The following is a 21,955-nucleotide window of genomic DNA, read 5'->3' on the forward strand; positions in this document are numbered from 1 at the left end:
GGGTCAGATCTCCTGGGCGAAGTTGCCCTGCAGCTTGGCGAACACCCGCTGGCAGACCAGCAGCGCAACGAGGCCGACGACGCCGGCGACGACCAGGCGGATCAGCAGGTGCGACGGGTACTCGGAGTCGGCACCGGCGGTCCAGAACGCACGGTGGATGCCGAGGACGGCGAGGGTGATCGGGTTGGACGTGTAGATGCTCAGCAGCCACTCGGGTGCACGGGTCGCGACCATCTGCCAGCTGTAGACGATGGGGGAGCCCCACATGAGCAGGAGCACGAGGACCTCGACGAGGTACTGCATGTCACGGAGGTAGACGTTCGCCGCGGCGAGCAGCAGCGCGAACGCGGTGGCCCAGATCAGGATCACCAGGGTCGCCGGGAAGAAGTACAGCAAGTCGGGACGGATCCAGGCGAAGCCGCTCTGCAGGATCGCGGCCGCGAGCAGGACGACGAGCTGGACGCCGAAGTTGAACAGCGCGGCGCCGACGCTCGCCAGCGGGTAGATCTCACGGGGCAGGTAGATCTTCTTGATCAGGCCGGCGTTCCCGACGATCGACGCGGTACCGGCCGCGACGATCTCGCTGAAGAGCCCGTACAGGGTCAGCCCGGAGAACACGTAGATCGCGAACTCGGGGATGTTCCGTGACGCGCCGAGGATCTCGCCGAGCACGAAGTAGTAGATCGCCAGCTGGACGAGCGGACGGATCAGGGTCCAAGCGAAGCCGAGGGCACTGTCCTTGTACCGCGACTTCAGGTCGCGGCGGATCAGCAGGTCGAGCAGCTGCCGGTGCGCGAAGATCTCGCGCAGCGACCCGATGACGGCCGTGGCCGGTCGACCGGCGGGAACCATGTGTTCCTGCCGGAGGCGATCGAACCGCTCGGTGACGATGTTGCTCAAAAGGGGTCCTTACATTCGACGCGGGCGACGGACAACTGTACATCGGCGGCCGTTGGGGGCCGCCTGAGGTCAGCGGCCGTTCTTGCTCTCCCGCATGATGCGCACCCGGTTCTGCACCTTGTCGCGGAGCCCGGAGACGCCGTTCTCGCGGAGGTACCAGGTCGCCAGACGGACGTCACGGGAGATGCCGTGGCGGCTGTTCGCGATCTGGTGGAACTGCAGCTCGCGCTGGCGAGCCGGGCTGAGGGCGACGCGCGGACGTCCGCCGGCCGCGACGGACCCCGCGGGCACCGCGGCGTCGTGGGCGCGGTCCGCGGCCACGTGCGGGTCCTTGCAGAACTCGACGAGCGGCGCGAGGGCGCGGTCCCACGTGAAGTCCGAGCGGACACGACTGACGGCGTCACGAGCGGCCTGCGCCGCCTGCTCGTCGTAGAGCATCGACTCGAGTGCGGCGGCGAGGCCGTCGACGTCGCGCTCCTTGACCGCGACGCCCATGCCCTCCGCTGCGACGAGGTCGCCGAAGCTGTCGCCGTCCGTCGTGACGATGGGCAGGTTCGCCCACATGTAGTCGAGGATGCGCGTGCGGAACGAGAACGTGGTCTCGATGTGCGCGAAGTGCGTCGACACGCCGGCGTCGGCCTCGAGCAGGTAGTTCTGCCGGTCGTCGAGTGCGACCCACTGCTCGTTGAAGAACACGTGCTTGTTCGTCAGGCCGAGCTGGTCGCTGATGCGGCGGGTCTCGGAGACGATCGCCATCTCGGGCACGTCCGGGTTCGGGTGCGCGACGCCGAGGAAGAACAGTCGGATGTCGTCGTGGGTCTCGGCGACCTTCGCGACGGCGCGGACCAGCGACGGGGTGTCGAACCAGTTGTAGATGCCGCCGCCCCAGATGACGACCTTGTCGTCCTCGCCGATGCCGGGCGTCACGCCGCGGATCGCCTTGCGCTCGTGCTTCGGCGGGGTGGAGTCCATGCCGAACGGCGCGATGGCGATGAGCTTGTTGAGGTTGTCGTCCGCCAGGTAGTTGTCCGGGTTGACACGACCGACTCCGGCGAGCTGGCCGAGCCAGAACAGGCGCTGGCGCTCCGAGGCGCACAGGAAGAAGTCGCCGCGCTCGAGCTGGGCGTTGATGACCTCGGTCGTCGAGGTGACCTGGTTGCGCCAGCCGACGTCGCCGTTGTCGCGAGCCTGCTCGAGCTGCTCGAGGTGCATCGGGTCGTACAGGTCGACGACCATGATCTTGTTCGAGCGCTGCAGCGTCTGGAAGTGGTGGAGCGCGTAGCCCTGGAAGAAGATGACGTCGGCCCACTCTTCGTGGTCCTTCATGGTGCGCTCGTGCTGGAGCGGCACCCGGGAGACCTCGAACGTGTCGGACTTCCGGTTCGCGACGTTCCAGGTCACCAGACGGACGTCGTTGTGCTCGCTGAGGGCCTCCGCGATCTTCCACGCGCGCATGCCGGGGCCGGCCATCTTCTCGCCGAGGGCGTCTCCGGTGATGACGAGCACGCGGTTGCGGTGCATCGGCTGCTCGACGTCGAAGGCCTCGATGATCGCCTGGTAGCCCTCGAGGAAGTAGCCGTCCTCGAACAGCGGCTTGAACGCGTCGCCGAAGAGCCGGAAGACCTCCTTGTCGGTCTTCACCCGCTGGCCCTGGATGCGGCGGCGGTCCTCGGACAGACGCGGCAGGTCGGCGACGAACTGGTCGAGCGCGTAGAGGCCGGCGACGGCTTCCTTGGACATCGGCGTCGTCGGGTCGAACTCGTCCGGTGCGCCGGTGAAGCGGCGGATGTCGAACTCGCCGGAGTCGCGGCCGCTCTTCGCCACCGCGCGGCGGGCCAGGAGCGCCAGCGCTGCTGGCAGGAAGGTGCCGAGGTTCTCGTCGGAGAGGTTCTTGTAGAGCAGGTGCAGGGCGTTCCGCTCGAGCAGGTACATCTCGCGGTGGTCGCCGAACGACTTCATCGAGCCGTGGTGCTTGTGGTAGACGACCGAGCGCGGCGCGAACCGGACGCGGTAGCCGAGCAGGTTGAGGCGCCAGCCGAGGTCCACGTCGTCGTAGAACATGAACAGGCCCTCATCGAAGCCGCCGACCTCGAGGAAGACGTCGCGGCGCACGAAGAGTGCCGAGCCGGTGCCGAAGAGCAGGTCGCGCGGCTCGTCGAAGCGGCCGTCGTCGAGCTCGGCGATGTGGTTCTTGTAGCCCATGCCGAACCAGCTGAGCCCTGACTCGACGAAGTCGATCGTCTTGCCCTCCCAGTCGAGGACCTTGCTGGCCACGGCGGCGACGCGGGGGCTCGGTGCGAACCCGGCGATGCCCTCCTTGACCCAGTTGACGTCGGGCTTGGCGTCGTTGTTGAGGAACGCGACGACGTCGCCGCTCGCCTCGCGGGCACCGAGGTTGCTGCCGCCGGTGAACCCGAGGTTCTCTTCGGAGACGATGATCCTGACGTTCTTCTGCTCGCCGAGCGCGGCACGGAGGCGCGCTTCGCTGTCGTCACCCGACCCGTTCTCGACGACGACGATCTCGAGACGGTCCGCCGGCCAGTCGACCTCGCTGAGGCGGGCGATGCACTCGAGCGTGTCGTCGGTTCCGCGGAAGTTGATGACGACGACGGACACGCGAGGCGCGAAAGTGGACACGGACGAACTCCATACGTCGGCTGGCGGTGGTGCCCGGAAGGCGGCACCACTATACCGACGCCGTGTCCACGGTGCGGGCGGCCCGGGGCTCGGACCGCCCGGAGCCTGGGAGACTGGCGGCGTGGACGTCTCCGTGGTCATCGTCGATTGGCACCAGCCCGAACTCACCCGTCGGGCGATCGACTCCGTGCGCTCGCAGCGCGTCGACGCGGCGATCGAGCTCGTGGTCGTCGTGAACGAGGCCGACGACGCGACCGTCGCCGCCTACCGCGCCGACCACCCGGACACGGTCGTCGTCGCCGAGCCGACCAACTCCGGGTTCGCCGGCGGGGTCACCCGCGGGATCCGCGCGTCCTCCGGTGACGTCGTCGTGCTCCTCAACAACGACGCGGTCGCGGACCACGGGTTCCTCGACCGCGGGCTCGCGGTGCTGGCCGCCGGCGGTGACGTCGTCGCCGCGGTGGCCGCCACCGCGGTGCTGGAGGGCGCCTTCACCCGGGTCACCGGCGCCGACCGCGGCGACGACGACCTGGTCGCCGGGGACGGGACGCGCTGGCGTCGGTCCGGCACCGGTCAGACGCTCGTCAACGGCACCGGCGTCGTCGTCGACCGCGTCGGCAACGGTCGCGACCGGGACTGGCTGCGCCCGATCGACGATGCGCCGGAGTCGGCGCCGCTGTTCGGCTTCTCCGGGGGAGCGGTGTTCCTGCGCCGCGGACCGCTCGAGCAGGTCGGCGGCTTCGACGAGTCCCTGTTCATGTACTACGAGGACCTCGACGTCGCGTGGCGGCTCCGGCTCGCCGGGTTCGACGTCCGCTACGCCCCCGATGCGGTCGTCGTCCACCGGCACGCCGCCAGCTCCGGCAGCGACTCACCGCTCGTCCGGTACCAGAGCATGCGGAACCGCCTCGCGGTCGTGGTGCGCAACGGCTCTCCGGCCTTCGCGCTCCGGGTCGGTGCGCGCACCGTCGTGCGCATGCTGCGCGACCTGGCGCGTCCGTCCGGCGCGCAGCTCGCGCCGTCCGCGTGGCGACGGCTCGTCCTGGAGGCCCCTGCCGTGCTCCGCCACGCGCGTCGCGCCCGCCGTGCGGACGGATTCGGCGCCGCCGCGCGTCGGCGCGTCGAGTCACTGGTCGAGCGCGCAGACTGAACGCGCGCGCAGACTGAACGCGCGCTCAGGGCCGTCCAGGTGGCGGACCGCAGCAGCGGCGCGGGCACGACCCGTGCCTCCCGTTCGGGGGAGCACTTGGGGGCTGTGGGATCACTGTGATCGGGGTAGCCTGCTGTGGCACGTGTGACTTGGCCGGTTCCAGGGATCCGGCTTCGGCCGCCACCGCGAAGCGCGTGCCAACCACCCCGTCGCCGCCCCAGGGAGGCCCCCGACGTGAAAAAGTTCATCGCCATCGCCGCGAGCGTGCTCGCGGTCGCGAGCGTGTTGGTCGGCTTCCAGATCTCCGGACCCACGGCGTCGCAGGACTCCGCGTCCGCGCTGAGCGGCTCCCAGTTCGACCCGGGCAACATCATCCCCGACGCCGAGTTCTACAACGGCGGCGGGATGTCCGAGTCGTCGATCCAGGCGTTCCTCAACGCGCAGATCGGCACGTGCTCCTCCAGCTCCTGCTTGAACGTCGGGCGCTACTCGCTCAACAGCCACGGCGCCGATGCGATGTGCAACGCCGTGGCGGGTGGTTCCTCGCTCTCGGCGGCGCAGATCATCGCGCGCGTCGGAGCTGCGTGCAGCATCAACCCGAAGGTGATCCTCGTCACGCTCCAGAAGGAGCAGACCCTGGTGAACGGCGGGATCGCCAGGAACCCGTCAGCAGCCGTGCTCTCCCGCGCGATGGGGTACGCATGCCCGGACAGCGCCAACGGCGGCTGTGACCCGGCGTACTCGGGTGTCGGCAACCAGGTCTTCTGGGCGTCGTGGCAGTGGAAGCGCTACGGCAACCCGGCCGGCACCAGCAACTACTTCACCTGGTTCGCCCCCGGTGGGAACCGCAACGTGCAGTACAGCCCGAACGCGGCGTGCGGCACGAAGAGCGTCTACATCCAGAACAAGGCGACGGCGGCGCTGTACTACTACACGCCGTACACGCCGAACCAGGCGGCACTGAACAACCTGTACGGCACCGGTGACGGCTGCTCCGCCTACGGCAACCGCAACTTCTGGCGGCTGTACAGCGACTGGTTCGGCATCACCAGCGCCCCGAACCCCATCGGCAGCCTCGACTCCGTCAGCGGTGGCGCCGAGGTCGTCAAGGTGCGCGGCTGGGCGATCGACCCGCTGAGCGCCGGCGCCACGAGCGTCCACGTGTACGTCGACAACGTCCCGACCCCCGTCGTGGCGAAGAGCTCGCGACCGGACGTGCAGCGCGCGTACCCGTCGTACGGTGCCGCCCACGGCTTCGACACGTCCGTGGTGGCCAGCCCCGGCACCCACAAGGTGTGCGTCTACGCGTTGAGCATCGACACGTTCCGGAACACCACCCTGGGCTGCTCGACGGTCTCCGTGACGCAGGCGTCGCCGTACGGCTCGGTCGACCAGTCGCGAGCGGTGCCAGGCGGCATCGCGGTCAGCGGCTGGGCGATCGACCCGGACAAGCCCACCCAGTCCATCGCCGTGCACGCGTACGTCGACTCGCAGGTGACGGTCCTGAGCGCCAAGGCGTCGCGTGCCGACGTCGCTCGGGTCCACCCAGAAGCCGGCGCCGCGCACGGGTTCTCCGCGACCCTGTCGACGACGCCCGGTACCCACAAGGTCTGCCTCTACGGCATCAACGTCGGCGCCGGTGCGAACAAGCTGCTCGCCCCGTGCACGACGTACACGGTGCCCGGAGCGAACCCCGTCGGCAGCGTCGACTCGCTCACCGCCACGGCAACCGGCATCTCGCTGCGCGGCTGGGCGCTCGACGGCGACACCACCGCCTCGATCCCGGTCCACGTGTACGTCGACGGGGTGCCCAGGGTGCTCACCGCGAACGCGTCGCGGCCGGACATCGCCCGCGTGTACCCGGCGTACGGCGCGGCGCACGGCTTCAGCAGTCAGATCTCGCTGCGGCCAGGGCCGCACTCGGTCTGCGTGTACGCGATCAACACCGGAGCCGGCACCGACAACACGACCCTGAAGTGCGCGACGGTCCAGGTCGGCAACGCCCCGGTCGGGTCCTTCGACACGGCCACGGCGGTGACCGGCGGCATCCGCGTGACGGGCTGGGCCTTCGACCCGGACACGACGGCTGGGATCAACGTCGCCGTCTACATCGACGGTGCTGGACGGTGGATCACGACGGGTACCCCCCGCAGCGACGTCGCCCGCCTGTACCCGAAGGCCGGATCGAACAGCGGCTTCGACACGGTCGTGCCGGCTGCGTCCGGTTCGCACCAGGTCTGCGCCTACGCGATCGACACCAACGGCGGCGACAACCCGCTGCTTGCCTGCAAGACCGTCTCCGTCCGGTGACGGCTGCGTGGCCCGACGACCGGGGTGTGACGGGCTCGCCACACCCCCGGTTGTCGGGAACGGACCCCGACGTACGGCAGACTCGTGGTCATGTCTGAAACCCGATCAGGACTCGGACGGTCCGTGCTGCGCTTCTGGATCGTCCCCGTCCTCCTCGTGATCGCGGCCTTCGCGTCGGTCGCCGTGCACGTCCCGAAGAACACCGCGCTCTCGCCGCTCGACGAGTACGTCTACGTCGACTACATCGCGAAGGTCCCGAGCGAGGGCGTCGTGGCCGAGGGCGAGCCGACCGGGGCGTTCGCCCGCGAAGCACTGGTCTGCCTCGGCAACCGCGGCGTGCCCACCGTGCCCGCGACCACGTGCGCGGACGCCGGCAAGGCGCCCGCCTCGGTGTTCCCGATGGCCGGGAAGACGTCGGCCGACATCTACACGCCGCTCTACTTCTGGGTCACGCGTGCGTTCGCGCAGCCGCTCGTCTGGGCGGGCATGGGGCTCATCGACGCGGCATCGTACGTCGGCGCGCTCTGGCTGGCCGGTGCCGTCGTGCTCCTCGTCTTCGCCATGCGCCGGTTCCGGGTCCGTGAACCCGTGATCCTCGGGCTCGGGCTCGCGCTGATCGCCAGCCCGGCCGCGTACTGGTCGTCGACGTACATCAGTACCGACGCCCCGTCGCTCGCGGTCGGCGCGGCGCTCGCGTTGCTCGTCGCCCGGTACGCGACCGGCAGTCGAGGGCTGTGGCTGTTCCCCCTCGTCGCCGCCGTCGGCGTCGCGTTCAAGGTGCAGAACATCGCTGCGGTCGGCATCGCCGCGCTCGCGGTGCTGTCGATCGCCGTCACCCGGGCCGTCCGGGAGCGCGGGCCGCGACGAGCAGTCGCCGTCCACGGGGTCGCCGACGGTGCGGTCGCCCTCGACGGGGTCGCCGACGGTGCGGTCGCCCCCGGCGAGGTTGCCGACGGTCGGGGAGCCTCCGGTGGGGTTGCCGACCACGTCGTGGCCGATCGCTCCGACGGGTTCTCCGTCGAGCCGGCGGACACGGAGCGCCGTCGCGGATGGGGGCAGGTCGTCCTGGCGACCGTCACCGACCGTGCCGTCTACCTCGCGGTCGGCAGCGCGCTCCTCGCCCTCGTCGTGCAGGTCGTCTGGCTGATCGTCCGTGCCGACATCCAGGCGGCGCCGCCGCCTTCGCAGGGCACCGAAAAGCCGTTGCACTTCGCGAACCTCGTCACCGAGAGCCTGAAGTTCCTGCAGGCGACCCCGCTCGACCCGACGGGACGCGAGAACGGCGTCGCGATCGGCACCGCGGGGATCCTGCTGTCGTGGCTCGTCATCGCGGGAGTCCTCGGCTGCATCGCCGCCGGCCCCGCACGGACCGGCATCCGACCGATCGCGTGGTCGTCGCTCGTCGTGGCGCTCGCACTCGGACCGCTTCTCGTGCTCGGGACGCTGAAGGTGTCCGGTTACTACTTCGAGCTCCCGAGCCGGTACGGCCTCTCGATGCTGCCGTTCTTCCTCGTGCTCAGCGGGGTGCTGTTCTCCCGGTACCGTGCCCCGTCCGTCCTGCTGTGCGCGGGTGGCGTGGTCCTGTTCGGCGCGTCGCTCCTCGGCTCGTGACCACACCGGTCGCGCCGAGCGGGGCGACCCTGGCTCGCTCTGCGGCGTGGTCGACGGGCGGCATCGTCGCGCAGGGTGTCGCCCGGCTCGCCTACACGGTGCTCATCGGACGGTTCTTCGGCTCGGCCGACCTCGGACACGCGAGCGCGCTGCTGTCGCTCTCGATCTTCGTGGCGTTGCTCTGGCCGACCGCTGCCGGCAACGCCCTGTCCCGCTACATCGCGCTCGCGATCTCCAGAGGCGACGACGACCGCGCCGTCGTCGGTCTCCTGACCCGCACGTGGGCGCTCGCGACCGTCGTCCTCGGGGCCGCCTCGGTGCCGATCGCCTGGGTGTGGACGCACGACGCGGTGCTCGCCGCGTCGGCGGCCTGGGTGGTTGCCGGGTACGGCGCCTACGCGTACGCCAGGACCGGGGCACTGGGCCGGGGTCTCGCGCGCCGCGTCGGGGTGCTCGACGTCTGCACGGGAGTGCTGGCGGTCGCCGGGTTGCTCGTTGTGGTCGCCGTGGACGACGCCTCGCTCGTCCTCGTCCCGATCTCGCTCGGCTACACCGTGTTCGCCGTGGTCTGCTGGCCGCGGTCCGTGCGTGGCGGCGTCGCGATGCCCCGCACCGGGGTCCTGTCCTTCACGGCGTGGAACGTCCTCGCCGGCCTGGCGACGAACGGACTCCTGCAACTCGCGATGATCAGTGCCGAGGTCTTCGCCGCGCCCGCACAGGTCGGCGTCTACGCGGCGGCGTTCACGCTCGCGACACCCGCGTCCATGGTCGGTCAGGCGGTCAGCCAGATCATCGTCCCGGCGTTCGCGCACGACCCGGGCTCCGGCAGCCTCCGTGACGGCAACCGGATGCGGGTCTTCCTGGTGTTCACCGCCGGGTGCGTGGTCGTGTTCGGCGCGGTCGCCCTCCTGGCGGGTGTGGTCATGCCGATCTTCTACCCGGAGCAGGGCGCCGCTGCCGTTCCCGTCCTCCGCGGGCTGCTCGTCGGGGTGTTCGTGTTCACCGTCGCGCTCGTCCCGGCAGCGTTCCTCCTGTCGGCCGGGCGCTCCGGCGAGGTCGCGCTGGCGTCGGTCACCGGGCTCGTCGTGGGGATCGTGGTGATCCTCGTGAGCGCACCGTTCGCACCGCTCACGGCCGGGACGAACGGGTTCGTCATCGGGTCGGTGTGCAGCCTGGTCGCACTCGTCGTCGTGGGACTGCGACGCCCTCTGGGGCACGCCGGCGGGTCGGCGACGAGCGCGTAGTCCGTCGTTCCGGCAGCCTGTCGGTCGTGCGACAGCCCGCCGCTACCGGGACGGTCGGTCGCTCCTGGTCAGAGCAGGCGACGGGCGACGGCCCAGTAGCCGCGCATCACCGCCTGCAACACCCCGGAGCCCGGCGGCAACGGAAAGACCTGCTGGTCGAGGACCGGGGTGAGGAGCCGCGCCATGGTGCGGTCGTCGACGGTCCTGGACCTGGCCACCTCGGCTCGGCGCCGACGGAGCCACGCACGGTTCGTGCGGATCCACTCCTGCGCCTGCCGGTGCTCGGCAGCCCACCCCTGGCCGCGTGCGACGAAGCCGAGTGCCACGCCGACGGCCCAGGTGGGGAGCGCGGTCACGGCGCGGAGCCTCGGCCCGTACAGCGTCGCCAGGAAGATCCGCCGGTTGCGCTCGAGCAGGAACATCTTGCGACTGTTCCGGCTGAACTCGTAGTGGTGGAGGACCACGGCGTCCGGCACGAACAGCACGCGGAGGCCGATCTGCCACGACCGCCAGCTGAGGTCGACGTCCTCGTGGTAGGCGAAGTAGGTGGCGTCGAAGCCGCCCAGACGGTCCCAGACCTCCCGGCGCAGGACGAGTCCAGCACCGGAGGCCGACGCGATCTCGCGCTCCACCTGGTGGTCCGCGGCTGGTTCCTCGAACGCTCCGGCCCAGCTCAGCCCGACGACGTGCACCGGGTTGCCGGCGGAGTTCATCAGCTCGGGTCGGTCGGCGAGACGGATGCTGCCGCTCGCGATCCCGACGTCTGGTCGGCTCGCGACCCGCACGAGCGCAGCGATCGCGCGGGGCTCGACCTCTGCGTCGGAGTTCACCAGGCACAGGAACGGGGCGTCAGCGGCCGCTGCGCCGTGGTTCACGCCACCCGCGAACCCGAGGTTCTCGTCCGGCACCAGGACCCGGAGGCGCGGGTCGTCCGGCAGGCTCGACACGGCATCGGACGTGCAGCCGTTGTCGACGAGGACCACGGAGACGTCGACGTCCTCCGAGGCGAGGACGGACCGGACCGCGTCGTGCAGCACGGGTTCGTCCCCGTACGCGAGCATCACGACCGACACCTGGGGCGCGGTCATCACCGGTCCTCGACCGACCGCCGACCGGCGACCGCGGCGTCCTCGAGCCGGCGGACCCGCTCCTCGAGCAGTGCCGAGTGCTCGGCGAGCACCCGGGTCTTCTCCTCGAGCACCGTGAGCTCCGAGCTCTGCGAGACCGAGACCATGAAGAGCAGGACCAGCGCGACGAAGAACCCGAGGTTCGTCGGCACCGAGAACCCGAGGAGGTGCGCAGTGGCGGTCAAGACGCTCGGGAAGACCGCGATCACGAGCGCGACCGTCCCTGCGGCGAGCCACCAGAGCGCGTGGCGTTCCCGCAGTCGCCGTCGTCGCAGCAGTTCCCCGACCGCGACGAGGACGAGGACGGCGACCACGATGCCGAAGACGTATGTGGTGATGCTCACGTTCCCGGTACCTCCTGCGCCCGGAGCGACAGCCGCGGACGCCACAGCGCGATCACGAGGGCCATAGCGGCACGCCCGAGGTAGATCATCGCCTTGAACGGCGCGTGCGACGGCGTGCCGGCGGCCCTGGCACGCATCGCGACGGGAATCTGCTCGATGGAGCACCCCGCACGCGCGGCGAGCACGAGGGACTCCACGGTGTCGCCGAGGTACTCGGCCGGGTAGTGCACCGCGAAGAGCTCGATCGCTCGCGGGCCGGCGCCCCGGAAGCCGGACGTCGTGTCCGTGAGCTTCGTCCGTGCGATCGACGAGACGACACGCGCGAGCACGACCATCGCCCAGCGCCGCGGCCCACGGCTCTCGTAGTCGCCGACACCGGCGAACCGGGCCCCGATCACGACGTCGTTGCGCTGCAACGCATCGAGGATCTGCGGCACACCGGCGGGATCGTGCTGCCCGTCGGAGTCCACCTGGACGACGTAGTCGAACCCGTGCTCGGCGGCGTACTTGAAGCCGGTGCGCATCGCGCCACCCACCCCGAGGTTGAACGGAAGGTCGAGCACGATCGCCCCTGCTCGTCGTGCGATCTCGGCGGTGTCGTCGCCGGAGCCGTCGTTGACGACGAGGATCGAGACGCCGGGGAGCGCCGCACGGACCTCAGCCACGACGTCGCCGACGGCGGCGCGTTCGTTGAATGCGGGCATGACGATCAGCGCCCGCTCGAGTGAGGACATGTGGGCGATCCTAGCCGGGGCGCGGAGCCGGGACGAACGCCTGCTCGGCGCGCCGCCGCTCGGCGCGTCTCGGTCCAGGGGAAGATGGTGCACCATGACCACCGCCGACGTCCTCGTCGTCATCCCCACCTACGACGAGGCGGAGAACGTCCGCGGCATCATCGACGTCGTGCTCCACGCCGTCCCCGGCGCGCACGTGCTGGTCGTCGACGACGGCAGCCCGGACGGCACCGGCGACGTCGTGGACTCGATCGCATCCGGGGACGACCGCGTCCACCTGCTCCGTCGCGCCGGCAAGCTCGGGCTCGGGAGCGCGTACGTCGCCGGCTTCCGCTGGGGCCTCGACCGCGGCTACGACCTCCTCGTCGAGATGGACGCGGACGGCTCGCATCCGGCCGATCGTCTGCCGGCGCTCATCGACGCCGTCACGAGCGACGAGGACGTCGCGCTCGCGATCGGTTCGCGCTGGACGCCAGGCGGGTCCGTCGTCGACTGGCCCTGGTACCGGCAGGCGCTGAGCCGTGGCGGGAACGCGTACGCGCGGGTCATGCTCCGGATCGACGTCAGGGACATCACCGCTGGGTTCCGCGTGTACCGCGCACCGACGATCGCCGCGATGGACCTCGACTCGATCGACTCGAAGGGCTACTGCTTCCAGGTCGACATGACGCTCCGCGTGCACGACCTCGGCGGCCGGATCGTCGAGGTGCCCATCCAGTTCCGGGACCGACTCCTCGGGGTCTCCAAGATGAGCCAGGCGATCGTCGTCGAGGCGATGCTGCGGGTCACGCAGTGGGGTCTGCAGCGACGCTTCGGGCGGGCGCCGGCGACTCGACGCTGACCTCGGCCTCGGCCTCGGCCATGGCCTCGGTCGTGGTGCCGATCGTGGTGCCGGGGTCGATGACGGTCTCCACGGTGCGGCGCACCGTCGGGGTCCTGAGGAACACGACCACCAGGACGACGAGCAGCGCGGCGCGCATCCACATCGCCGCCGTCATCATCTGCGACGCCCACGTGTCGCCGGTCACCCCGAGGGCCTGGTAGTACCCGCTCCGGAAGAAGCCAACGGTCAGGCAGACGTCGGTGACGAGGTAGGCCGCGATCCACCACCCGCCGAGCCGCAGCACGACGAAGAACGGCAGCAGCCAGAGCACGTACTGCGGCGAGTCGACCTTGTTGCAGACCATGTAGACGCAGAGCATCGCGGCGGACGCCTGGATCCACGGCGTCCGACCGGTCCGCGCACCGACGACGACGGTGACGACGAGCACCGCGAGGATGCCGAGCGCGGTGGACACGGTCGCGAGCATCGACATCGTGTCCTGGATCGGCGACGACAGGTCGGCTGACCGGGGGAGCAGACCGTAGTACCAGACCGAGAGGGTCGACGCCCCGATGGGGCGCTGGGCCTGGAACTGGAACACCGAGTACCAGCCCTCGAAGTTGACGACCATGAACGGCACGTTCGCGGCGAGGACCACCCCGACGCCGGAGCCCAGTGCGGTGAGGGCCCGCCGGAACCGCCCGGACAGGTCGAGGTCCCGGTCGAGCAGCGCGGCGAGCACCAGCGCCGCGAGGAACATCAGCGGGTAGAGCTTGAACGCGCCGCCGAACCCGAAGGCGGCGCCGGCGAGTGCCCAGCGGAGCAGCGGCGGCCAGGTCCGTGGTGCCGAGGTCGCGACGAGGAGCCCCGCGACCGTGCACAGCACCGGCAGCAGGTCCCAGTTGTAGGCGGAGTACAGCGCGAGCGGGGGTGTCGCGGCGAACACCCACGCGCGCCGACCGGCGATCCGCGCGAGCATCAGCGTCACGAGCACCGCGATCACCACGGCGACGGCGGCCGTCACGACGAGGAACTGCTTCGCCGAGTCCGCGGGCAGCGCGGTGATCCACACCCAGATCCCGGTGAGCGTCGGGTACTCGACGGTGCCTCCCCCGAGCCGGGGCGGATCGCCGCGCCACGTCCCGAACACGTACGGGAAGACGTGTGCGCCGAGCTCCCGCTGGTTCCAGAGCGACACGACGTCGGACCAGCACCCGTACTGGTTGACGTACGCGCTCCGCGAGACGTCGGCCGGGCGCGGGACGGTGCAGAGGAGCTTCTGGCCGAGGTTCAGGACGCAGAACAGCGCTGCGACGACGCACATCGCGATGCGTTCGGGGAGACGGGGGTGCACCCGCCAAACCTACCGAACGGTGTCGTCAGCCATGGTGCTCCACGCGCGGCAGCAACCGTCGCCACGACCGGCGCCGCGCCGCGACGACGAGCACCGTCGTGAACACCATCAGCCCCGCGCCGTGCAGCAGGTAGCTCTCGGCCGTGCTCGTGACCGCGAGGAGCACGAGGATCGCCGCCGGCCAGACGTAGGCGACACCGGGGAACGTCGTCGCCGTCACCCAGGTGCGTGCGAACGCGAGGCCCGCGGCCACGAGGAGGATGAGCATCCCGGCGAGGCCGATCTGCAGCCAGGCGTCGACGAATGCGTTGAGCCCCGAGGTGTACCGGACCCCTGCCGGGTCGACCAGGACGGCGAACGGGACGACCTCCTCCCGCGGCCAGGTCCCGACCCAGCCCCAGCCCTGGATCGGGTACTGCGCGATCAGCTGACGGATCTGCGACCAGAGCGCCAGACGGGTGGCGCTGCCCCCTGCTGCACCGATCTCGGCGAGCAGCCTGCCGCGGACGAGGAACGCGAGGACTGCCACGACGAGGACGAAGACCCCGAGGACCGTGTTGACGATCGGCCGGGTGGTGGGTCGTGCGTGTCGGAGGGACCAGAGCGCGAGCGCGGTCACCGAAAGGGCGATCATCGCGAGCCCGGTGATCGGCGACTGGACGAGCATGAGCGCGATCACCGCCATGGCGACGGACCCGATGGCCCGCCACCTGGTCACGGAGCGGGTGAGGAACTCGACCACGAATGTGACGAGCGCGGTCGCGGCGACGAACCCCATGAAGTTGCGGGTGCCGCCGATGCCCTGGATCGGACCGCCGTACGCGATGTCGCCGTGGATGCCGAAGGCGGGGAAGGGCACGTCGAGCACCAGTCCGGAGAGGACCTCGAGCCCGAGTGCGACGACGAGCAGGATGCGGAAGGCGTCGCCGGCCGCGCGGATGACCTGCACGAGGTCGCGGCCGAGTGCCAGGTAGAGCCCGAGCCCGACGAAGCAGACCGTCGCGACGAAGCCACGGAGGGCGACCCACGAGTACTCGCTCCACAGCACGCTGAGCGCGCAGTACCCGACGAACGCCAGGAGCGACAGGGGGAGCACGCCGTGCCACTCGATCCGGTAGCGCTGTCCGAGGAGACTCAACCCGGCGAGGACCACGAGCGTCACGAGGACCGCCCACGTGCCGGCGGTGCCCACGAGCGTGGACACGGCCGACTGCCCGAAGGCGAAGAGCAGGACGACGGTCGCGAGCGCCTGGCTGAATCGACCGCCGGCGGAGAACCCGATCCAGGCGGAGAGGTACCGACGCGCGAGCGCTCGCCTGGTCACCCTGCCGTCCGTCACGTCCCCATCCTCTCGCACCCGGCGGGGTGCGGCGCCGTCCTCATCGCGGTGCGTCGATATCGCGCCACGCGATACTGCCGGTAGGTTTGCTGGTCGATGAGACCCGACTCCAGGCAGCGCACCATCGGACGTGCCGCCGCGCTGCTGCTCGGCGCGGTGCTCGTCGGGCTCGGCGCCGCCGCGCTCGCGTGGTACCGGCTCGGACCGATCGCGCGTGGGACCGCGTGGGCCGAGGACGGTGGGCTCTTCCTCCGCGAGCGACTGCAGTACGGCGTCGACGGCACGCTGCTGCGACCGTACGCCGGGTACCTGCACCTCCTCCCGCGCCTCGTCGTCGACCTCGCCGTGCACCGGCCGATCGAGCAGTACGCGCTCACGGTGTCCGCGTCCTCGTGCGCGATCGTCGGTGTGGTCGCGGGCGCGGTCTTCCTGCTCGCCAGGGACCTCGTGCCGGCCTGGCCCCTCCGGCTCGTGCTCGCCGCGGTCCCCGTCGTGTTCCCGCTCGCACCGTTCGAGATCAGCGGGACGGCGGCGAACCTGCACTGGTACATGCTCGTCCTCGTCCCCTGGCTGTTCGCGTACCGCGCCCGCACCTGGGTCGGATCCGCCGTCGTGGCGGTGCTCGCACTGTTCGCGGTGCTCACCGAGCTGCAGACGGTCGTCTTCGTGCCCCTGCTGCTGCTCGCCTGGCTGCCGTTCCGCTCTGCGGATGCGCGGCTCCAGGGGCTCCGCGCGCTCCCCGTCACGGTGGTGGCGCTCGCAGCGGGGGCCGCGCAGGTCACCGTGTCGCTGACGACCCCGCGGGTGTCACGTCCCGGGGACCCGACGCTCGCCGACGTCACCCACGGCTACCTGCTGCAGCCGGTCGCCGCGATGGCGAACCGGGACATCGCTGCCGTCGGCCGCCTCGTGGCCGCGAACGGGTGGTGGGTGCTGCTCGTGCCGGCCGCCGCCGTCGCGGTCTTGCTCGTCGTCGCACTCGTGGTCGCCGCGTGGCGGGCCCGCGTGCTCCTCGTCGCGCTCGCCGGTGGGTCGGCGGTCGTGTGGACCGCTGCCCTCGTCGCCAACGCCTCGGCGAACGCCGGCTGGGGGACGCTCGACCCGGCCGGGCTCGGTGCGCTGGTCCCCACCCGGTACGCCGCAGCCTCCGGCATGCTGCTGCTGTCCGCCGTGGTGCTCGCCGCGGCCGTGCTGGCTGATCGACGGTCGTGGTCGCGGCCGGTGGACGCGCTCGCCGGCCGGACGGGAGGCGCGGTGCGCGTCACCGGGGCGATCGTCGGCTGGTGCGTGGTCGCCGTGGTCGTCGCGGCAGCCGTCGCGAACGTGGCCCCCGGTCCGTCGCAGCGTGCGGACGGCCCGCTGTGGGCACCGCAGGTCGCGTCGTCGGTCGCGGGGTGCCGGGCCGACCCGGACGCGTCCGTGTCGGTCAAGACGGCCCCGTGGGGCGCGCAGGTGCCGTGCACGCTGGTGCTGCTCGACCGCTGAGCACCCGGCGTCGTCCGGGTACCGGGCGGTTCAGCGCGTGGCCGCCCAGCGGAACTCGCGCCTCGCCGGCGGCGTGCGCGGGCCGTCGCCGACGGAGACGGGCTCTTCGCCCACCAGGACGATCCTCGACTTGATCGCGATGAGGGCGAAGAGGACCCAGTTGCCCTGGTAGAGCAGGCGCGACTCGGCGAAGGACTGCACGAGCAGCGCGACGACGACGAGCAGCGGGAAGAGCGACACCGGGTCGAAGGGACGGGGCAGCTGGTCGGCGCCGTACCCGATCCGCGTGGCGCAGGACCACGACCGGCTGAGCGTCGTGAGGGCGTAGAGCGCGAAGAGGAGCAGCCCGATCAGTCCGGTCTGCATCCAGACGTCGAGGAACGCGTCGTGCGCCTGCAGGTAGGTCACGCCCTTGCGCGGTGCCAGGTCGGCGAGCTGGTGGATGCTCGGCCACCAGTACCCGATCCAGCCCCAGCCGACGACGGGGTGCTGGTCGATCATCCCGAGCACGGCCGACCAGATGTCGCTCCGGCCGGTGAAGTCCGAGCTCTTGCCGAGCAGGCCGGCGATCGTGCCCCTGGCCAGGACACCGACGACGACCACGACGACGGCGAACGCTGCGATGAGCAGGTACCGCGGTGTCCGGCGCTCGGTCGGGACGCGGCGGACGAGCACGGCGAGCGCGAACGCCACCGCAACGACGGCTGCGGCGACGATCACGGTCGACGAGCGCGTCAGGAGGAACACCGCTGCGGCGACCACGAGCCACCCGATCGCGCGGTTCCTGCCCATCCGGCCCTCGGCGAACTGCACGGCGACGGCGATCGCCGCGAGGAGCGCGACCATCGCGAGCAGGTTGGCGTTGCCGGGGAACCCCTGGATGCGCCCGCCCGTGAACAGCTCGGCACGGGAGAAGTAGAAGGCGTCGGGGATCTTGCGGTCGCCGTAGTGCGTCCAGATCGGCGCGATGGGGTGGCGCACGACCACGGCGACCACGGCCTCGAAGAGGAGCGACAGGCCGAGGACCCAGCGCAGCGCGGCGCTGACGGCGTCGAGGATGCGCCGCCACGTCAGCGTGGAGGCGATCGCGAAGGCGACGAGCACGCAGAGGAGTTGGGCGGCCATGCTCGCGAGCGTCGCGGCACGCCAGTGCGACCAGGCGACCGAGACCAGGCACCAGGCGAGGAACAGCCACAGTGCCCTCGGGGTCCGCGCGACGGTCGGCTTCGCCCGGACGACGATCGTGATGCCCCACGCTGCCTCGAGCGCCCAGACGACGGCTGCGCCGTACCAGGTCAGCATGTTCGGGACGGCGTCGCCGGCGAACATCGTGAAGAGGATCGTTGTGGCGAAGGCGAAGGCCTCGCGCTCGGGTACGGTGCCGCGCGCGATGGGCCAGGTGTTCGTCACTCGGACAGGGTAGCGCCGCTCACCGCCCGAGCGAGCCGAGCGCCTTCGCGATGTCGGCACCGAGATAGGGCGCCAGGGTCGTCGCGAAGGTCGCCGTCAGGTGCGTCGGATCGCGGTGGACCAGCACGCCGCCGATCACGGCCGGACAGGACGTGGCCGTGCAGTACGAGTCCGTCAGGTCGACGAAGCGCGCCCGGTCACCGATCGCCTCGACGGCCTGCTCGGAGCCGTCGAAGGACGACAGCGCCTCGTCCCGTGGCACGTCGCACGCCGTGGTCGTCGGGCCGGTCATCTGCCCCATGCAGGTCATCACGTCGTCGTGGGCGACCGGGTTGTCGCGGATCGCGATCACCGGGATGCCCGCATCGGTCGCGGTGCGCCAAGCCTGGACCATGCCGTCCACGGTCGCCTGGTCGGACGATGTCCCGGCGGGCGGGATCACGGGTGACTTCGTGGTCGCGTGCGTCACCACGATCGCGTCGAGGTCCTTCTGCCCGCGGATCCAGTCGAGCGCGGACCGCTTCCACGTGTCGCACCAGTCCGTGTAGGTCTGCGACGGCGCCCACTGTTCGGCCGTCGTCAGGTAGCAGCCGATGTGCCCGGCGACGTCGATGCGCCAGTTCCGCTCCTTCGCGATCGCCTCGTACGCGCTCAGCAGGGCGTTGTTGTGCGAGTCACCGATCGCCGCGATGTGCTTCGTGTAGCCGCTCTTCGGACCCAGGCTGCACACGTTGAAGTCGGCGTTCTTGCTCGACCAGCACGCGCCGCGGTTGACGTCGTCCTTGCCGGCAGCGGCGGGAGTGGGCACCCGCACGTCCGCGAGCTTCGGGTTCACGCAGGGGTGGGCGCTCCCGATCCGGGCAGCGGCGCCGAAGCAGTCCACGTCGCCGGTCTCGAGCGACTTCTGGAACGCCGCCGCCTGGACCTGCTGGACCTGGAGCGCGCCGAGGGTCGAGGCGCCGAGCGCGACGACGAGCACCGTGCTCAGCGCTCCGTACAGCGCGACACGACGCGGGCGGAGCGCACGGACCCAGGTCGAGAACCGCAGCGGTTCCTCGACGAAGAGCGTCGTCACGGCGGCGATGACGAGCGAGGCGACGAGGATCGCGACCTTGCTCCGCGTGCCGAGCGGGTGCCCGGTGGCGATCGGCAGCAGGACGACGGCCGGCCAGTGCCAGAGGTACACGGCGTAGGAGATCCGGCCGAGGAACGCGACGGGCGCGAAGCGGCCGAGGACGTCGAGTCCCGAGCGGGCGCCGAGCAGGACGACCAGCGTCGCTCCCGCGACCGGGAGGAGCGCGGCGATGCCGGGGAACGCCGTCGCCGGGGTGATCACGACGAGCGACGCGAGCAGCAGTGCGACACCCAGCCACGAGCCTCCCGTCCGGACCAGCCTGGCCACCTGCGTGCGGGGAGCCGCGAGCGTGACGGTGGACGCGAGCCCGCCGAGCGCGAACTCCCACGCACGCGTCGCCGTGGAGAAGTACGCGATGCCGGGGGCCGTGCGGGTCTCGACGACGCACCAGACGAGCGACACGACGACCACCGCTCCGAGCAGCACCCGGGCGGTGCGGACCGGGGCATGCCACCTCGTGCGGCGGAGCACCAGCGCGAGTAGCACGAGCAGGATCGGCAGCGCGATGTAGAACTGCTCCTCGACCGACAGCGACCAGAAGTGCTGGAACGGCGACGGCTGGTTGTCCGACGCCAGGTAGTCCACCGAGTCGGAGGCGAGCTGCCAGTTCTGCACGTAGATCGTCGACGCGATGAGCTCGCGACCGTACTGCCCCCAGAGTGTGCTCGGGACCAGCACGAGGACGGCAGCACCCGTCGCGAGCAGGGTCAGGAACGCCCCGGGGAGCAGACGCTTCGCCCGCCGCGACCAGAACCGGCCGAGCGCGATCCGCCCGGTCGCGGTCTGCTCGCGGAGCAGGTGCCCGGTGATGAGGAAGCCGGAGATGACGAAGAAGACGTCGACGCCGACGAACCCCCCGGGGAGCCGGTTCGGCCAGAGGTGGTAGAGCACCACGGCGAGCACGGCGAAGGCGCGGAGCCCCTGGATGTCCCACCGTGTGGTGTCGGGCCGGGTGGCGTCGGGACGGCGGCGAGTGGCGGCGGGCTGGTCAGACATCGCGGAAAGTCTATGTATCGCGAATCGTGCCAGTGCGCAGGAGGCGGCTTGACGGTCGTGCCCGATACGCTTCGGGGCATGTTCCTCGGCATCACCAACACGGCGCGCGACTACGCGTGGGGATCGGTCACCGCGATCCCAGAACTCCTCGGCCGGACCGTCACCGGCGCCCCGCAGGCCGAACTCTGGCTGGGCGCGCACCCCGGCAGCCCGAGCGTCGTCGTGAACCCGGCGATGGTCGGTGGCGCGGACACCGTCCTCGACTGGATCGCCGCGGAACCGGAGACCGCGCTCGGCGCCGGGCGCACCGGGCTGCCGTTCCTGCTGAAGCTCCTCGCCGCCGCCGCACCGCTGTCCCTGCAGGCGCACCCCACCCCGGAGCAGGCACGAGCGGGGTACGAGCGCGAGAACGCGGCTGGCGTCCCGCTCGACGACCCCGCCAGGAACTACAAGGACCCGTTCCCGAAGCCGGAGCTCGTGGTCGCGCTGAGCGAGCGGTTCGAGGCCCTGAGCGGGTTCCGGCCGATCGAGTCGACGCTCGCCGACGTCGAGGTACTCGACGCGGACAGCGGACGCCTCGGCCCGCTCGTCGCACACCTGCAGCAGGGGCTCGAGGACACCGTGCGCTGGCTCGAGACCGCTGACCCGTCCGCCCTGGCGATCGTCGACGCCGTGGGCCACCTCGCCACCGACGCGGTCGCAGCGGGGGACGTCAGCCCGAACCTGGCCACCGCCGCTGCGCTCGCCGAGCGCTACCCGGGCGACCCCGGTGTCGTGGTCTCGCTGCTCATGCACCGCGTGACGCTCGCGCACGGCGAGGCGATGTACCTCCCGGCCGGCAACATCCACGCGTACCTCGACGGCCTCGGCATCGAGCTCATGGCGCCGTCCGACAACGTCCTGCGCGGGGGGCTCACGCCGAAGCACGTCGACGTGCAGGAGCTGCTGCACGTGCTCGACTTCACCGCCTACCCGGCGCCGGTGCTCGTGCCGGAGCCGCTCGCCTCCGGTGTCGACCGGTTCGCGCCGGACGGCGTCGGCTTCGCGCTCGTCCGCGTGACCGGCGACGGCAAGCCCGTGGGGCTCGGCACCGGTGGCGTCGCGCCGCTGTCCGGCCCGTCGATCGCGATCTGCACCGAGGGCGTCGTGACACTCGTCGGCGCCCAGTCCGCGACGCTGCTGCGGCAAGGGGAGTCGTGCTTCATCACGCCGGACGAAGGCGACGTGACCGTCGAGGCCGACTCGACCACCGGGCTCACGTCGACCGTCTTCATCGCGACGGGAACCAGCGAGTGACGGGAACCAGCGAGTGACGGGCACCAGCGAGTAGCGACGAGCGGGTTCGCGCACCGGGTG

16 protein-coding genes are annotated in these 21,955 nt (G+C 71.1%); 7 read left to right on the top strand and 9 right to left on the bottom strand.

What is annotated here, in order from left to right; genetic code table 11:
* Positions 1-3 precede the first annotated feature (3 nt).
* Complete coding sequence (locus ACIPJ2_RS18025; RefSeq protein WP_402729995.1) at positions 4-900, bottom strand: ABC transporter permease; 897 nt, start codon at positions 898-900, stop codon at positions 4-6.
* Positions 901-969: 69 nt separating this feature from the next.
* Complete coding sequence (locus ACIPJ2_RS18030) at positions 970-3,537, bottom strand: glycosyltransferase (protein WP_402729996.1); 2,568 nt, start codon at positions 3,535-3,537, stop codon at positions 970-972.
* Positions 3,538-3,658: 121 nt separating this feature from the next.
* Between ACIPJ2_RS18030 and ACIPJ2_RS18035 the strand changes: the two genes are divergently transcribed.
* The 4 genes from ACIPJ2_RS18035 to ACIPJ2_RS18050 all read left to right on the top strand — a co-directional run bounded on the left by ACIPJ2_RS18035 (position 3,659) and on the right by ACIPJ2_RS18050 (position 9,852).
* On the top strand, positions 3,659-4,687 hold the full coding sequence (locus tag ACIPJ2_RS18035) for a glycosyltransferase family 2 protein (RefSeq protein WP_402729997.1): 1,029 nt from the start codon (positions 3,659-3,661) through the stop codon (positions 4,685-4,687).
* 234 nt (positions 4,688-4,921) lie between these two features.
* Entirely contained in the window at positions 4,922-6,997 is a 2,076-nt protein-coding gene (locus tag ACIPJ2_RS18040; RefSeq protein WP_402729998.1) for a hypothetical protein, read from the top strand.
* Between the two features lie 90 nt (positions 6,998-7,087).
* Positions 7,088-8,608: a hypothetical protein gene (locus ACIPJ2_RS18045; protein WP_402729999.1), complete on the top strand. Its 1,521-nt coding sequence runs from the start codon at positions 7,088-7,090 to the stop codon at positions 8,606-8,608.
* A complete protein-coding gene (locus ACIPJ2_RS18050) occupies positions 8,605-9,852 on the top strand; it encodes a lipopolysaccharide biosynthesis protein (RefSeq protein WP_402730000.1) in 1,248 nt (415 codons plus the stop codon). The genes ACIPJ2_RS18045 and ACIPJ2_RS18050 overlap by 4 nt, the downstream gene beginning before the upstream one ends.
* Before the next feature lie 68 nt (positions 9,853-9,920).
* Here the strand turns inward: ACIPJ2_RS18050 and ACIPJ2_RS18055 are convergent, their stop codons facing one another.
* The 3 genes from ACIPJ2_RS18055 to ACIPJ2_RS18065 are packed head-to-tail and all read right to left on the bottom strand — an operon-like array spanning position 9,921 to position 12,057.
* A complete protein-coding gene (locus ACIPJ2_RS18055; RefSeq protein WP_402730001.1) occupies positions 9,921-10,940 on the bottom strand; it encodes a glycosyltransferase family 2 protein in 1,020 nt (339 codons plus the stop codon).
* Positions 10,940-11,323 (bottom strand): DUF2304 domain-containing protein, encoded by a 384-nt coding sequence (locus ACIPJ2_RS18060; RefSeq protein ID WP_402730002.1) that lies wholly within the window; start codon positions 11,321-11,323, stop codon positions 10,940-10,942. Before ACIPJ2_RS18060 ends, ACIPJ2_RS18055 begins: the two co-directional genes overlap by 1 nt.
* Entirely contained in the window at positions 11,320-12,057 is a 738-nt protein-coding gene (locus ACIPJ2_RS18065) for a glycosyltransferase family 2 protein (RefSeq protein WP_402730003.1), read from the bottom strand. The genes ACIPJ2_RS18060 and ACIPJ2_RS18065 overlap by 4 nt, the downstream gene beginning before the upstream one ends.
* A 94-nt stretch (positions 12,058-12,151) precedes the next feature.
* Here ACIPJ2_RS18065 and ACIPJ2_RS18070 point away from each other — a divergent pair, with 94 nt between their 5' ends.
* Entirely contained in the window at positions 12,152-12,898 is a 747-nt protein-coding gene (locus tag ACIPJ2_RS18070; RefSeq protein ID WP_402730004.1) for a polyprenol monophosphomannose synthase, read from the top strand.
* On the opposite strand, the gene ACIPJ2_RS18075 is transcribed toward ACIPJ2_RS18070, so the two are convergent.
* Together ACIPJ2_RS18075 and ACIPJ2_RS18080 are read right to left on the bottom strand one after the other, a co-directional pair.
* Entirely contained in the window at positions 12,843-14,234 is a 1,392-nt protein-coding gene (locus tag ACIPJ2_RS18075) for a hypothetical protein (protein WP_402730005.1), read from the bottom strand. The two genes, ACIPJ2_RS18070 and ACIPJ2_RS18075, sit on opposite strands and share 56 nt — an antisense overlap.
* 25 nt (positions 14,235-14,259) lie before the next feature.
* On the bottom strand, positions 14,260-15,573 hold the full coding sequence (locus ACIPJ2_RS18080; protein ID WP_402730006.1) for an O-antigen ligase family protein: 1,314 nt from the start codon (positions 15,571-15,573) through the stop codon (positions 14,260-14,262).
* A 96-nt stretch (positions 15,574-15,669) separates the two neighbouring features.
* Here ACIPJ2_RS18080 and ACIPJ2_RS18085 point away from each other — a divergent pair, with 96 nt between their 5' ends.
* Positions 15,670-17,058 (top strand): hypothetical protein, encoded by a 1,389-nt coding sequence (locus ACIPJ2_RS18085; protein WP_402730007.1) that lies wholly within the window; start codon positions 15,670-15,672, stop codon positions 17,056-17,058.
* 30 nt (positions 17,059-17,088) lie between these two features.
* On the opposite strand, the gene ACIPJ2_RS18090 is transcribed toward ACIPJ2_RS18085, so the two are convergent.
* Together ACIPJ2_RS18090 and ACIPJ2_RS18095 are read right to left on the bottom strand one after the other, a co-directional pair.
* Positions 17,089-18,468 carry an O-antigen ligase family protein gene (locus ACIPJ2_RS18090; RefSeq protein WP_402730008.1) on the bottom strand — a complete coding sequence of 460 codons (1,380 nt, stop codon included), beginning with the start codon at positions 18,466-18,468 and terminating at the stop codon, positions 17,089-17,091.
* Between the two features lie 19 nt (positions 18,469-18,487).
* The gene (locus ACIPJ2_RS18095; protein ID WP_402730009.1) at positions 18,488-20,599 is read right to left on the bottom strand and encodes an acyltransferase family protein; all 2,112 of its coding nucleotides are present in this window, start codon (positions 20,597-20,599) and stop codon (positions 18,488-18,490) included.
* Positions 20,600-20,677: 78 nt separating this feature from the next.
* Here ACIPJ2_RS18095 and manA point away from each other — a divergent pair, with 78 nt between their 5' ends.
* Positions 20,678-21,895 (top strand): mannose-6-phosphate isomerase, class I, encoded by a 1,218-nt coding sequence (manA, locus tag ACIPJ2_RS18100; protein ID WP_402730010.1) that lies wholly within the window; start codon positions 20,678-20,680, stop codon positions 21,893-21,895.
* The last annotated feature ends 60 nt before the right edge of the window (positions 21,896-21,955 follow it).

Origin of the sequence: Curtobacterium sp. NPDC090217, from assembly GCF_044746705.1 — a bacterium.
Taxonomy (GTDB): domain Bacteria; phylum Actinomycetota; class Actinomycetes; order Actinomycetales; family Microbacteriaceae; genus Curtobacterium.